Origin of the sequence: Bacillus shivajii (assembly GCF_020519665.1) — a bacterium.
In the GTDB taxonomy this organism is placed as follows: Bacteria; Bacillota; Bacilli; order Bacillales; family Salisediminibacteriaceae; genus Bacillus_CA; species Bacillus_CA shivajii.
Map to the genome: position 1 here is coordinate 3,704,628 of NZ_CP084703.1, position 14,597 is coordinate 3,719,224.

Genomic DNA, 14,597 nt, shown 5'->3' on the forward strand with positions numbered 1-14,597 from the left:
AACAATTCTTTATCGTCCGTGACATTGTTTATATTTTTTCCCAGAGCCACATGGACATGGGTCATTTCTTCCGATCGTACTTTCTTTTTTAAATGGCGTTTTACGTTTTTTCTGCTCATTCGCTTCATTCGTACTTCTATGAACCGCTTTTCCTTCAGCAACTTGTTTACGTTCAAGATTGGATTCTATTTGAGCATTCATCGCGTAACGTGTCACTTCTTCTTCTATAGAAGCAACCATTTCTTCGAACATTTGGAAGCCTTCAAACTTGTACTCACGTAATGGATCATTTTGACCGTATGCACGTAAATGAATTCCTTGACGGAGCTGGTCCATTTGGTCAATATGGTTCATCCATTTCGTATCAACCGTACGTAATAAAATCACTTTTTCGAATTCACGCATACGTTCTGGTGTGAATTCTTCTTCACGACGATTGTACTCTTCTTGAACTTTGTCCCAAATGAGTTCATTAATTTCTTCAGGTTCAAGACCTTTAATATCTTTTTCTTCAATTTCATGTTCATCGAAGACATTCGCGTTCACATAATCGACGATCCCTTGTAAGTTCCAGTCCTCAGGAACTTCTTCTGCCGGCGTATAAGATGCGACGGTTCTTTCGATTGTTGATTCAATCATTTTTTCAACAACAGAGCGTAAATTATCAGATTCAAGCACTTCCATACGTTGTTCATAAATCACATCACGTTGCTCACGCATGACGTCATCATATTGAAGTAATTGTTTACGAGCGTCAAAGTTGTTCCCTTCAACTCGTTTTTGTGCTTGCTCGACTGCTCGTGAAACGAGTTTACTTTCGATCGGTTGATCTTCATCCATCCCGAGCTTTTCCATCATGTTTCGCATGTTCTCTGAACCGAAGCGACGCATCAATGTATCTTCAAGCGATAAATAAAATTGTGACATACCTGGGTCACCTTGACGACCAGAACGTCCGCGAAGCTGGTTATCGATACGGCGACTTTCGTGGCGCTCTGTACCAAGGACGTATAAACCACCAAGTTCTTTTACGCCATCACCGAGTTTTATATCAGTACCACGACCGGCCATATTTGTCGCAATTGTTACTGCTTTTTTCTGACCTGCATTTTCAATGATATCCGCTTCTTGCTCGTGGTGTTTGGCATTTAACACGTTGTGCGGTATACGCTTCTTTTTCAACATCGAAGAAATAAGCTCAGATGTATCAACGTTTACAGTACCAACGAGAACTGGCTGTCCTTTTTCATATAACTCAGCAATTTCTTCAATAATCGCGCGGTATTTCGCATCCATTGTTTTAAAAATTAAGTCAGCGTTGTCCCTTCGAGCAATCGGTTCATTTGTTGGAACAGCGTACACATTCATACCGTAAATGTTTCGGAATTCTTCTTCTTCCGTCTTCGCTGTACCTGTCATTCCCGACAATTTTTCGTACATACGGAAGTAGTTTTGGAATGTAATCGATGCAAGCGTCATACTTTCCTTCTTAATTTCAAGCCCTTCTTTTGCTTCAATTGCTTGGTGAAGCCCATCACTGTAACGACGTCCACTCATAAGACGACCTGTAAATTGATCAATGATGACTACTTCTCCGTCTTGTACAACATAGTCTTCATCAACGACCATCACTTTGTGCGCTTTTAACGCTTGGTTAATATGATGATTTAATTGAACGTGTTCTGAATCGAATAAGTTATCAATATTGAAAGCTCTTTCGGCTTTACTAACACCTTCGTCTGTAATTTGAACGTTCTTCGTTTTTTCATCATACGTGTAGTCGACTTCTTCTTCGAGCATACGTACAAATGAATTGGCCGCAGTATATAGCTGCGTGGAACGCTCTGCTGAACCTGAAATAATTAACGGTGTACGCGCTTCATCAATTAAAATCGAGTCAACCTCATCGACGATCGCAAAATGAAGAGGACGTTGAACCATTTGTTCTTTATATTGCACCATGTTGTCTCGTAAATAGTCGAAGCCAAACTCATTGTTCGTTCCATATAAAACATCGGCTTGGTAAGCTTCACGTTTTTCTTCTTTCGATAAACCTGAAATGTTTAAGCCCACTGTTAAACCGAGAAAGTTATATAGTTTACCCATATCTTCCGCATCACGACGAGCAAGGTATTCGTTTACTGTAACAACGTGTACCCCTTTTTCTGTAATCGCATTTAAGTACACAGCTAATGTTGCAACGAGCGTTTTACCTTCACCTGTTTTCATCTCAGAAATATCACCGTGATGAAGGACAATTCCCCCAAGTAACTGAACAGGGTAATGCGTCATTCCGAGTGATCGAGTCGCACCTTCACGCACAACTGCGAATGCTTCAGGCATTAAATCATCTAAAGACTCACCATTACGGTGACGTTCCTTAAACTCTTCTGTCTTCTTTCTGAGATCATCGTCACTCAGTTTTTTCATGTCATCTTTTAACGCGTCAATTTGGTCTACTCGTTTTTGAAGTTTTTTCAGATGCCGTGCATCAGTATCCCCAATGACCTTTTTTATCAATCCTAACATCGGACATTGCTCCCTTATCAATTTTTTCATAAAAACGTTAATGAATCGTCGTTTATAAGTCCTTACGAGTGTCATGTGAGTGCGAACACACGATTTATGATCAATGTGAAGTCACGCACCTTAAACTGACAGTCGCCTAGAAATTCAATAGGTAAAACGATTGTTTATGTAAGATGTTTCTCATTCTTCCTTTCACATGTCCACCCATGTGAAATCAAGTCAATTCTACTAAAACACTTATTCACCATTTTATCAGTTTGCCAAGCCCCTTACAAGTAAAGGTACCAGGCACATGGAAACCATATCCAAGTGCCTGGCACATGGATATTTTCGGTAAATAAAATTGATAAAAAAAGAGGCTGCGCTTGGCAGCCTCTTCTTATTTTATTCTGGCTCGATTAAGCCGTAACGGCCATCTCGGCGTTTGTATACAACATTTGTATCTCCACTTACTGAGTTTGAGAAGACGAAGAAGTTGTGACCTAACATGTCCATTTGTAAAATTGCTTCTTCTGTATCCATTGGCTTAAGGTCAAATCGCTTCGTACGAACGATTTCTAAATCATCGCTTTCTGGTTCCTCCTCTGCTAATGGCTCTAACTCATTTTTGAACATATACTTTAAGCTGTCATCAGCTCTGAATTTACGGTTCACTTTCGTTTTATGTTTACGGATTTGGCGTTCTAATTTTTCAATGACCAAATCGATGGCTGCATACATATCAGCGTGCTTCTCTTCTGCACGAAGTACCAGCTTTGGCATTGGGATTGTAATCTCAACTTTTTGATCAGTGTTTAATACACTCATTTTGACGTGTACATCAGATTTTAATGGTTCATCAAAATACTTTTCAAGTTTGCCTACCTTTTTTTCTACGTAATCCTTTAGTGCTGGAGTGATTTCTAGGTTTTCGCCACGAATATTGAAATTCATAAGCAAACTCCTCCTTTCGGTTATGTATGTAATATTCTTCATACCCTATATATATTCCTGCTAAAACATAAGAAAAAAGCAAAAATATATGTCGAAAATGTGAATATTTTGTAATGGAATAATGAGTCACTCTCATATAAAGTGTATGACGGTTAATCGTGCTGAAGAATGTTGCCGTTTATGATTGGCGTGAGGTAGACAAAAAATGCCGTGAACAGTAAGTCAGGAACTTGATTCCCCTACCGATATTACAGTGGTTGAAGCTTTGTAAAATTTCCTCTTATAACACACAACCTTCTGATGGTTAAATATTACATTGTGTTCATTTATAGAGTGTCCAATAACGCTTAAATTAACTCCATACTTTTTAAGATAACTCAGCGAATTCCAAGCCTTTCGTGAAGATGACGCGTTGTTGTGACGAGCTACACTTCTTAGTTTCAGTTTCAAGCTGCAATGAATCATCGCAGAATACCTTACCTTTTTGTTATGGCACCCCAGCCCTACAGTTAAATTTTTACAATTTTGTATGGTGTAAATAAAACCCGGACTCCTCAAATGGGAGCCGGGCTAGTGCTTGTGTGAATTCTTTTGTATATGCAGTGATTTGAATGTTATGGCTCAGGAAAAATGGGTCAAAACGATTCAAATTTGTTTACGTTGTTGTTGTTATACTTTTGTTACGTTCGAAGCTTGAGGTCCGCGTGAACCTTCAACGATTTCAAATTCAACACCTTGACCTTCTTCAAGCGTTTTAAATCCTTCTTCATTGATCGCAGAGAAATGAACGAATACATCGTCACCATCTTCACGCTCAATAAATCCAAAACCTTTTTCTGCATTAAACCATTTTACTTTTCCTTGCATGTAACTTAAACATCCCTTTCATTTTGAAAATCTCGTGGCATGCTTTTCAGAGATCATGTTTAAAAAACACTTGAAGAAAAATTCCAAGAAAACCGAAGTAAATGAGGTTCTCCATGTACTTTTCTTTCCCATTTCGTAAACGTTTTCAAGAAATGATGATTCAATTAAGAATGTAAGTACTTTCCTACACTCCCTCAAGCTTTCTAAGCTTTAATCCTCGTGTTTCAACAAGCTCTATCAATACCACAATTTCACTATAACAAATCATTTTTCCAATCGTCAAACAAAACATATCTGACTATTTCGACAAAATACCCCTTCCCTCTATATCAAAGTGAAACTTATAGATAAAAAGTCTCGTTTCATTTACTTTTCGAAAAACAATCGAAGTATGACTGCTCTATTTTTTTCCAATACTGCTAAAAATGATCTGTTGAAAGGGGCTAAAATCATGTGTGGATTTGTTGGAATTGCAACAACAAAACAAGATATTTTATATAAACTTCCGATTGAAAAAATGACATCTGTCATTCACCATAGAGGACCTGATGACAAAGGTATATATGAAAGTGATTATGTGAGATTTGGCTTTCAACGGTTAAGCATCGTCGACTTAGATGGTGGCCAACAACCAATGAGTACAGATGACCGTCGCTACACAATCATTTTTAACGGTGAAATTTATAATACCCCTGAGCTAAGGGAATGGTTGCAAACAAAAGGGGTGGAAACGAAAACACATTCAGATACAGAAGTGATTCTTCATTTATATAAGAAGAAAGGCGAAAATTGTGTCGATGATTTGCGAGGGATGTTTTCTTTTTTGATTTGGGATGCGAAAGACAAGGTTTTATTTGGGGCCCGTGACCCATTCGGGATAAAGCCGTTGTATTATAAACAGTTTTTTGACGGCACAATCCTTTTTTCCTCAGAGAAAAAATCGTTATTTTTCGAAAATAAGAGGAGTTACATTTATGGTGAAGGCGCCTTTCATTACTTAACCTTTCAATACGTTCCAGAACCATTTACTGCAACATCATCAATAAAAAAAGTTAAGCCCGGATCTTGTTTTACATGGAAACCGGATCACAAACTTCAATTCAAGCAATATTGGAAACCAACGTTCACACCAGAAAAACAAAGGTGGAACCCTTTTTCAGTATTTACGAAAACAAATAAAGAGAATCATTTACAAAATATTGCTGAAGCATTGAAAAAATCGGTGGAACAACATTTACGTAGTGATGTTCCAGTCGGGGCCTTTTTATCAGGAGGGATTGATTCATCTGCGATTGTTTCTATTGCCAAACAGTATCACCCTGATATAAGAACGTTCACGGCTGAGTTTGAAAGAGACGGATATAGCGAAGCTGACGTTGCTGCGGAGACCGCAAAAGCTCTTGGTGTTAATCATGAGCGGATTAGTCTATCTGCCGAGGACGTCATGAATGAACTTCCGAAGATCATTTGGCATATGGATGAGCCTGTTGCCGATCCAGCGGCTATTCCATTATATTTTGTCGCCAAAAAAGCGAGTGAACATGTAAAAGTTGTCTTATCTGGCGAAGGGGCTGATGAATTGTTCGGTGGTTACAACATTTACCGAGAACCACAGTCTTTACGGTTGTTTCGTTTCGTCCCAGATATGATAAAGCCTCACATTCGTAAGTTCGCCGAACAACTCCCCTATGGGATGAAAGGTCGTAGTTTTCTAATGCGCGGTTGTCATCGGTTAGAAGACCGATTTGTTGGAAATGCAAAGATTTTTACAGACGAAGAAAAATCTCACGTATTGTTCCCTCGCTCACCGGGGTGGAAAACAGGAGATGTGCTCGCCCCTTTATATGAAGAAGCAAGGATCAATCACTATGATGATGTGACAACGATGCAGCATATTGACCTTCATACGTGGCTAAGAGGCGACATTCTCGTGAAAGCCGATAAAATGACGATGGCCCACTCCCTTGAACTACGGGTACCATTTCTTGATCGAGAAGTGTTTAAAGCAGCTGTTTCCCTTCCTATCAAAGGAAAAGTACACGGCAAACAAACGAAAGTATGGCTTCGCGAAGCATTGCGCGACATTGTTCCCGAGCACGTATTAAACCGAAAAAAGCTCGGATTTCCAGTGCCGATCAAACATTGGCTAAAAGATGAGATGTATGAATGGGCAAGAAATTGGATGAACCAAAGTCAAACAGAGCATATCTTTAATAAAGATGCTTGTCTGAATATGCTCGACATGCACCGAGCTGGGAAAATCGAAGCAAGCAGAAAAATATGGACAATCCTCACCTACATGATATGGCATAACCAGTTCATCGAAAACGAAAAAAAAGACCGCTCACACAACAACATCATATAAAAATCACAAATAATACCATATAAAAATCACAAATAATACCATAGAACCAGGAAAATAGTCAATACAGTTCACAAAATTGTGCGGGACCTGGTCCCGCACAATTTTCTTTCCATTCTTACTCACTATTTTTTTTACAAATTTTTATAAAATTCTTTAAAAAAGGGGTTGTATTTTTCTGAGAATTCTTTTATTATATTTTTAGTCAATGACAATTTACAAATTTATCTAATTCCTTCTATGTTATGACATATAGTGATGATCAGGTGTAACTTTTGTTTAGTTGTATTTTTTCCCTGCTAACGGATCATTTTCATAGAATATTCTCCTATTATCCATTCTCCTAGATATTACTCACAAGCTTTCCTTACTTCTTATTGAACATTGATCCATTAGCTTCATATATTCTACTTCTACTTTTGCTTTACCTAATTTTAAAAGCTTTATCCTCTCAAATATTATCTTTTTTTCGATATAAACTTTTATAGTTTTTTGTTTTTATTATGCTACAAGCACTTCATGCATTTGTTCACTCTCTGTGTGTGGAGTGTGTGCTTATTGCGCCCTGCCTTCCAGGGGAGTGTACATAACCCTCACGCAGTAAGCGAAATATATGTTGCGGTGGAAGGAGAGTCATTTCATCAAATGAACTAGCAATCTTCCACCACAACAATTTATAAGAATTACTCACAAATCTATCGTTTTATCACAAATGTGGCCAAATCATTATATTTTCAATATATCATCATATCTAAAGGAGGAAATGACAACATGCCAAGTCAGAACAGACAGTGGTTCCCCGGCGCTATTTACCATATTATTTGCCGCGGAGTCAGGAGAACGCCTATATTTTTACACCCAAAGGATATCGCAAAGTTCCAATCATTTATAGATGATGCCGCGATCGGAACTCCGTTCGACATATACGCCTATTGCTTTATGACGAATCATTATCACATGCTGACCGGTACAAAAGATCAACCTATTTCTAAAATCATGCATGCAATTAACACCCCTTACGCACAATGGTTTAATCGAAAATATGAAACAACGGGACATCTCTTTGAAAGACGATATACGAGCGTCCCCGTTCCCAGTGAATATCGCTTCATGGTTATTAGTGCCTACATTCATAACAATCCTCGCAGTTTAAAACACATTGAAACCCCTGCTTCTTACCCGTTTAGCAGCTACCCGCATTATTTAAACATCTCCCTTCCGCATAACGACTTCGTCTCGGAAACCAAAACACCGTTTTCATCTAGCATTTCTACTGAGCACCTATTCCATTTTTCCCCTAACATGAACGAATGGAAGTCCTTAGCCACCCACGAGCTACTTTCCCGCTCCCCACCAATGCCCTTTACGAAAGAAAAACTAGAGTCTCTTTTCCCTGCACCATTTGTTCCCCACTATGAACGATACGTTGAAAGAGAGTGGAAATTACAGCAGCTACTAAAAGAACAAGCGAATGAGCAACGAATACCACACGAAAACGATTAAAGAAAAATGGAGCTGATTAATATGTATAACCAAGTGACATTAATTGGGCGCCTAACGAAAGACCCAACAACTGCGACAACAAAGGAAGGCACGACGTATTCACGTTTTAACCTTGCTGTTCGTCGGCCATTTAAAAACGGAGAAGGAAACTACGATACAGATTTCATTTCTTGTACCGCCTGGAAAAAGCTCGCAGAAACAACAGCAGACTATTGCACGAAAGGCTCACTCATTTGTGTTACCGGAAGAGTCCAGATGAGAACGTATGACCTTGGAGACAATAAACGCCTTTCCTATTCTGATATCGTTGCAGAAAACATCACCTTCCTCCAATTAAAACAACGAAACGATGAAACCCCGAAAGAACTTCCTGCAGAAGCCTTTCCACCACCAGAAGAGCAAGCGCCACCACCTCAATCTCGAAATCACTAGTTTCCATACAAACGTAAAGGAGAAGACCGATATGACCGAACTAGATTTGTTAAAAACAATTTTGCATAAACTGGCCAAAATGGAAGGAGAAATGGTTAAAAGAAAAGATATAAGTGAAATCACAGTACAACTTGAAGAGCAAGAGGAGCAAATCCAAGCAACGTATGATACATTGCATGAATTAAGAAGAAGTGTTGATGAGAAACATCTTGAAAATATTAATTCAGATGAAATGCTACTGCGGTCGATTCTCGAGCCGACAGAGCCAGTGGAATTATAACGATAAAACAAATCAAAAAGGAGCATTCGTCCGTGCGTATTTTTTAATCCTGATATTGAAAAAAGAGAAAGAGGCTCATTTCACCTCTTTCTCTTTTAAATTTTCCTTATTTTTTTGTCGTTTGAGATACTACAACCGTCATTTTCCCTTTCAATGTGTACTTTTCAACGGTCGATGGAATAAGGAAGTGTGTTCCTTTTTTCAAAAAGTGAGATCCCTCTTCTGTCTTAATCGTTCCTTCACCATCAATTACACTCATTAATAAATAAGTACGGTTGTTAAACTGTGTTTTTCCATTGACATGCCATTTATCAACAGTGAAATAATGCTCCTTAATTAAGCGCTCTACCTTCATCCGGTCCGTTTCCCATGTATCACGGTCCAGCTTCGGATCTTCATGAGGAACCATCGAGCATGCAATAGAGTCTTCAATATGGAGATCTCTCGTATTTCCTTCTTTGTCTTTTCGATCATAATCGTAAAAACGGTACGTAATATCAGAGCTTTGCTGAATTTCTAAAATGACAATTCCTTTTCCGATTGCATGAACCGTCCCACTAGGAACATAGACGAAGTCACCTTTTTTAACAGGGACTTTTCTAAACAGTTCGTCCCACTCTTCCTTTTCGACCATGTCCCTAAGCTCATCGCGTGTTTTGGCATGGTGGCCGAGGACGAGCTCTGCTCCAGGTTCCGCATCTAAAATGTACCAGCACTCCGTCTTTCCAAACGCATACCCTTCGTTCTTTTTTGCATACTCATCATCAGGATGAACTTGCACAGATAAATCATCTTGTGCATCAATAATTTTCACTAATAGAGGGAACTCCTCACCAGTTTCATTGTCAAAAAGTTCTCGGTGACTCGCCCACAACTCTCTTAACGTCATTCCTTTATACGGGCCACTTTCAATAATGTTCGTTCCATTACTATGACCAGAAATCCCCCAGCATTCTCCCGTCTGTGATGATGGAATCTCGTAATGAAATTGCGTCTTTAATTTCGATCCACCCCAAATCTTCTCTTGTAACACAGGCTTTAACTTTAAAATATCTTTCATCATTCGTCGTCTTCCCCTTCCCCAACATGGACGTTTTGATTCATTCAGCTTTCATGGACACGCTTACATTGTCATGTTATACTGAGCACAATTGTATTTCTTTTTTTATAACATTTTGCGCAAACGATTGCACCAATCTATTGTTATAAAATTTTTTTCCAAACAAATGCAAAAAGAATGTGATTCAAAACCATTCATATTCCTTTTTCATTTTAGCCTTCCATCCTAATGGAATCAACCAAACAAAACAAAAATCAAAGTTCACAAAATTGTACGGGACTTGGTCCCTGAACTTTTTGAGGAGGTACTTGACAAATGTTATTGGAAGCGATTTATCATCAACCGAAGTCCCACTATGCTTATGCATATGACAAAGAAACGCTTCATATCCGTGTGCGTACAAAACGTGGTGACATGGACAATGTTTCTGTTGTATGGGGCGACAAGTATGATTTTCAGCCTGAGAAAATTCAAACAACGAAGATGGAGATTTTTGCTCAAGATACATTGTTTGATTATTACCAAGCAGCTGTAAAACCGCCTTTTCGTCGTTTTGCGTACGCATTTAAGTTCGAAAGTGGCGAGGAAACGCTCTACTATAATGAACTAGGTTTTAAAAAGGACACTTTAAGTAATTCTGGAATTGGGATGCTTTGGTCCCCTTCTGGCATGTTCGAATTTCCGTTTTTAAACCCTGTCGATGTGAACACTCCTCCTGAGTGGGTGAAAGACGCTGTTTTCTATCAAATTTTCCCGGAGCGTTTTGCAAATGGCGACTCTTCACTTAACCCTGAGAACGTCGAGCCATGGACACCAGACGCTGAACCTACAGCGACAAACTTTTACGGCGGAGACTTGCAAGGAGTCATCGATCACCTAGATTACCTTGTTGACCTTGGGGTGAACTGCATTTATTTCACACCGTTTTTTGAAGGGAAATCCAACCACAAGTACGATACGATTGATTATTTGAAGGTTGATCCGCAATTTGGTGATAATGAACTGGCGAAAAAACTCGTTGATGAAGCACATAAACGCGGGATTAAAATCATGCTTGATGCGGTCTTTAACCACTCTGGTTTTTACTTCCCACCTTTCCAAGACGTGCTGAAAAATGGGGAGAAGTCTCGTTTCAAAGACTGGTTCCACATTCGTGAATTCCCGGTTGAAACAGATCCATTAAACTATGATACATTCGCTTTCGTACCAGCGATGCCAAAGCTTAATACCGAAAACCCTGAAGTGCGTGTTTACCTTCTTGAAGTCGCTCGATACTGGGTGGAAGATATTGGTGTAGATGCGTGGCGTTTAGATGTTGCTAACGAAGTCGATCACGAATTTTGGCGCGATTTCCGTAAAGTCGTGAAAAAAGCAAATCCTGATGCTTATATTCTCGGTGAGATTTGGCATAACTCGATGGCATGGCTTGGCGGTGACCAGTTTGATGCGGTCATGAACTATCCTGTAACGAACAGTATTCTTGATTTTTTCATCAAAAAAGAAGTCGATGCCGAGCAGTTTATGGGACGGCTTGATCAAATGCAAATTGCTTATCCGAAGCAAATCAATGAAGTTGCCTTTAATTTATTAGATTCTCATGACACACCACGTCTATTAACGATTGCGGACGGTAACAAAGATCGTATGAAGCTTGCAGCTGCCTTCAAGCTCACCTATATGGGAGCCCCTTGTATTTACTACGGAGATGAAGTGGGGATGGACGGCGGTCAAGATCCAGGATGCCGTAAACCAATGGTGTGGGACAGTGAAGCACAAGATCATGATCTCTTAAACTTTTATAAAACTATGATCAAGCTTCGTAAAGATCACCGCGCACTAAAAGACGGCACATTCCGTTTCCTTTCAGCAGAAGAAGGCACGTATTACGTCGCTTATGAGCGCGCGGATGAAAACGACCGTTTTATCATCGTATTAAATGGTGATGAAAAAGAACAAACAGTAACACTGAAAGACGTAAAGCAAGGCGCGTTCCGTGACGTATCTACGGACGAACGCTACACGATTCGCAACAACGAACTAACCATAACAACCGAACCACTCAGCATCCTCATCCTCAAAGAACAATAAAAAGTTCGGGGACCTGGTCCCCGAACTTTTTGGGAAAACGGCGATATTGGCATGATTGTTGCATAAAGTTTTGAAATAAATTGAGGAACAAAAATCGGGACGGGGTTCCGTCACACGATAAAATCTTGACTGTTCGAAGTACCAGGTAGGATCGTACCAGGTAATAAACTACCTGGTAGAATTGTACCTGGTACAAATATGTATAGAAGAAGCCCTGGTATGTCTCGCCCCCTTTTGAGCTCACCAGGGCTTCTTTTCTTTTATTTTGGCCACTCGCCTTCACGCCAATAGAACAATCCAACCGTCCCTTCCCCCTTATCATGATCATGATCACGATCACGCATCCAACTAAAAAAACACGGACAATTTTCCCGTCCGTGTTTTAACGTCCATACTTTATTTGTCCTCTCATAACAAGGAAAATCGTCACGCCCGATTTCTCCCTGTAATCATGTTAAAGATAAACACAATTAACGCAATCACGAGCAAAATATGAATGAGCCCGCCTGCAATTTCAAACAACAACCCAAGTAACCATAAAACAAGTAAAATCGTAATAATTGTCCAAAGCATTCACTTTGCCTCCTCTTGTCCAAGATAACTAGTGTTGTCCGTACATTTCCCGCTCCGCATAATCTTAAACTCCTGCCAGTTCACAAAATTGTCACAGACCTGGTCCCCGAACTTTTACCAAAACACTATTCTTTATTTTCTGAATTATTTGTATTATGATGTTGGACTAAGGAGGTGAAGCCGTTGACGTTTGATATTTTCTTTGCTCTTGTTATCGTACCGCTCTCTATTATTGGACTTGGACTTCTTTGTTACTACATTACCGGTAAGCAAGAAGAACAAGAAAGTCAAAAAGAACGAAGCTAACAAACTATGGACACCACGAATAGCCTCAAACAACAAGTCACAAACCTACATCAACGTTGCTATTAACTTACAAACCCACTACAAAAAAATAGGAGGAACCTAACGATGGATATAACAGCACATCCGCTTACCGTCACCGTACTTATTTTATATTTGATTTTACTTGTTGCGATCGGGATTATCAGCTCCCGCAAAAGTTCAGGTGGTCTAACTGACTTTTTCCTTGCCGGAAGAAAATTAAGTAAATGGACCGTTGCCTTTTCAGCTGTTAGTTCAGGAAGAAGCTCTTGGCTCGTCTTAGGTGTCAGTGGTACAGCATACCTAACTGGACTTAATGCCGTTTGGGCGGTCGCCGGTTACATAACAGTCGAAGTATTTATGTTTTTCTTTGTCGCAAAACGGTTCCGCAGTTTTAGTGAAAAAACAGGAAGTATTACAATCCCTGATATTTTTGAAAGCCGCTTAGGTGACCCTTGGAAAATCTTGCGTGTTGTCAGTGCATTAATCATTCTCTTTTTCATGGTTGCCTACGTCGGAAGTCAATTAGTCGGTGGAGCAACAGCGTTCTCGGGAGCATTAGGAATTTCAAGTACACAAGGAATGTGGCTAACAGCAGCAATCATTTTCTTATATACGATTCTCGGTGGATTCCATGCCGTTAGTAGAACAGACGTTTTACAAATTTTATTTATGTTTTTCTCACTCGTCATCCTGCCGATTGTCGCGCTCGTTCAACTTGGCGGATTCGAACCAGTACTAGCGACCATGCACGCAGAAGGCGGCGGATTTACAAGCCCGTTTGCATTCGCCTTTGGTGCTGTAATCGGTTTATTAGGAATTGGATTTGGAAGCCCAGGTAACCCACACATCGTCGTGCGTTACATGAGTTTAAAAAATGTGAAAGAAATGCGCCAAGCAGCACTTATTGCAACGTTTTGGAACGTAATAATGGGTTGGGGAGCCGTTATGGTTGGTTTAATCGGGCGTGCGTACTTCCCAAGTGTCGACATGCTTCCAGGAGAAAACAATGAGCAAATCTTTACTTCTCTTGGTGCTGAAGTAATGAACCCATTCTTTGCCGGTATCCTACTTGTCGCCGTTCTAGCCGCGATTATGAGTAGTGCTGACAGTCAGCTTCTCGTCGGATCAAGTGCTGTCGTTCGTGATATCGTTGATAAAACGTTCGGCAAAGGAAAAGAAATTCCACAACAACGTCTCGTCATGTACAGCCGAATGACGATCGTTATTATCATGGCGTTATCGATTTGGCTAGCTACGACAGCCGAAGCGTTTGTCTTCTGGATGGTACTATTCGCTTTCGGTGGACTAGGCGCATGCTTTGGTCCAGCCCTAATTCTATCATTCTATTGGAAAGGTTTGTCACGTGCAGGCGTACTAACTGGAATGATCACCGGTCTCTTTACAGTTATTATGGTTAAACAACAGCCTGAATGGACGTATCGCTTCATCGACGTCCACGAATTCTTGAACACTTACTTCTTTGGTATTACGTACGAAGCGGTTCCTGGCTTTTTAATCGCAACGTTCTTCACCGTCGTTGTCAGCTTATTTACGAAAAAACCTGCTAACGCCAATGAAATGATTGATGATATGAAAAAAGCAGGGTAATGAATCAACCATAGAAAAAAGACATGATCTCACCA

12 protein-coding genes are annotated in these 14,597 nt (G+C 39.9%); 7 read left to right on the top strand and 5 right to left on the bottom strand.

Going from position 1 to position 14,597, the window contains the following annotated elements; translation table 11 throughout:
• Nucleotides 1-9: 9 nt before the first annotated feature.
• The 3 genes from secA to LGQ02_RS17925 all read right to left on the bottom strand — a co-directional run bounded on the left by secA (nt 10) and on the right by LGQ02_RS17925 (nt 4,329).
• Nucleotides 10-2,529 carry a preprotein translocase subunit SecA gene (gene secA / locus LGQ02_RS17915; RefSeq protein ID WP_226515669.1) on the bottom strand — a complete coding sequence of 840 codons (2,520 nt, stop codon included), beginning with the start codon at nt 2,527-2,529 and terminating at the stop codon, nt 10-12.
• 384 nt (nt 2,530-2,913) lie between these two features.
• Nucleotides 2,914-3,462 carry a ribosome hibernation-promoting factor, HPF/YfiA family gene (hpf, locus tag LGQ02_RS17920; protein ID WP_226515670.1) on the bottom strand — a complete coding sequence of 183 codons (549 nt, stop codon included), beginning with the start codon at nt 3,460-3,462 and terminating at the stop codon, nt 2,914-2,916.
• 669 nt (nt 3,463-4,131) lie between these two features.
• On the bottom strand, nt 4,132-4,329 hold the full coding sequence (locus tag LGQ02_RS17925; protein WP_226515671.1) for a cold shock domain-containing protein: 198 nt from the start codon (nt 4,327-4,329) through the stop codon (nt 4,132-4,134).
• Between the two features lie 451 nt (nt 4,330-4,780).
• Between LGQ02_RS17925 and asnB the strand changes: the two genes are divergently transcribed.
• From asnB to LGQ02_RS17945, 4 genes are all read left to right on the top strand, one after another.
• On the top strand, nt 4,781-6,694 hold the full coding sequence (asnB, locus tag LGQ02_RS17930) for an asparagine synthase (glutamine-hydrolyzing) (RefSeq protein ID WP_226515672.1): 1,914 nt from the start codon (nt 4,781-4,783) through the stop codon (nt 6,692-6,694).
• A gap of 768 nt (nt 6,695-7,462) precedes the next feature.
• Nucleotides 7,463-8,194 (top strand): transposase, encoded by a 732-nt coding sequence (locus LGQ02_RS17935; protein WP_226515673.1) that lies wholly within the window; start codon nt 7,463-7,465, stop codon nt 8,192-8,194.
• Nucleotides 8,195-8,215: 21 nt separating this feature from the next.
• Nucleotides 8,216-8,626: a single-stranded DNA-binding protein gene (locus LGQ02_RS17940; RefSeq protein ID WP_226515674.1), complete on the top strand. Its 411-nt coding sequence runs from the start codon at nt 8,216-8,218 to the stop codon at nt 8,624-8,626.
• Between the two features lie 31 nt (nt 8,627-8,657).
• Nucleotides 8,658-8,906 carry a hypothetical protein gene (locus tag LGQ02_RS17945; RefSeq protein WP_226515675.1) on the top strand — a complete coding sequence of 83 codons (249 nt, stop codon included), beginning with the start codon at nt 8,658-8,660 and terminating at the stop codon, nt 8,904-8,906.
• A 106-nt stretch (nt 8,907-9,012) separates the two neighbouring features.
• On the opposite strand, the gene manA is transcribed toward LGQ02_RS17945, so the two are convergent.
• The gene (gene manA, locus LGQ02_RS17950; RefSeq protein ID WP_226515676.1) at nt 9,013-9,969 is read right to left on the bottom strand and encodes a mannose-6-phosphate isomerase, class I; all 957 of its coding nucleotides are present in this window, start codon (nt 9,967-9,969) and stop codon (nt 9,013-9,015) included.
• Nucleotides 9,970-10,281: 312 nt separating this feature from the next.
• On the opposite strand from manA, the gene LGQ02_RS17955 reads away from it, so the two are divergent.
• Nucleotides 10,282-12,054 (top strand): alpha-glycosidase, encoded by a 1,773-nt coding sequence (locus tag LGQ02_RS17955; RefSeq protein WP_226515677.1) that lies wholly within the window; start codon nt 10,282-10,284, stop codon nt 12,052-12,054.
• A 426-nt stretch (nt 12,055-12,480) separates the two neighbouring features.
• Here the strand turns inward: LGQ02_RS17955 and LGQ02_RS17960 are convergent, their stop codons facing one another.
• Nucleotides 12,481-12,627, bottom strand: coding sequence for a lmo0937 family membrane protein (locus LGQ02_RS17960; protein WP_226515678.1), 147 nt, complete (start codon nt 12,625-12,627; stop codon nt 12,481-12,483).
• Between the two features lie 183 nt (nt 12,628-12,810).
• On the opposite strand from LGQ02_RS17960, the gene LGQ02_RS21355 reads away from it, so the two are divergent.
• Nucleotides 12,811-12,933, top strand: a complete 123-nt coding sequence (locus LGQ02_RS21355; RefSeq protein WP_264183991.1) for a hypothetical protein — start codon at nt 12,811-12,813, stop codon at nt 12,931-12,933.
• A 105-nt stretch (nt 12,934-13,038) separates the two neighbouring features.
• Nucleotides 13,039-14,562: a sodium/proline symporter gene (locus tag LGQ02_RS17965; RefSeq protein ID WP_226515679.1), complete on the top strand. Its 1,524-nt coding sequence runs from the start codon at nt 13,039-13,041 to the stop codon at nt 14,560-14,562.
• Nucleotides 14,563-14,597: the final 35 nt, after the last annotated feature.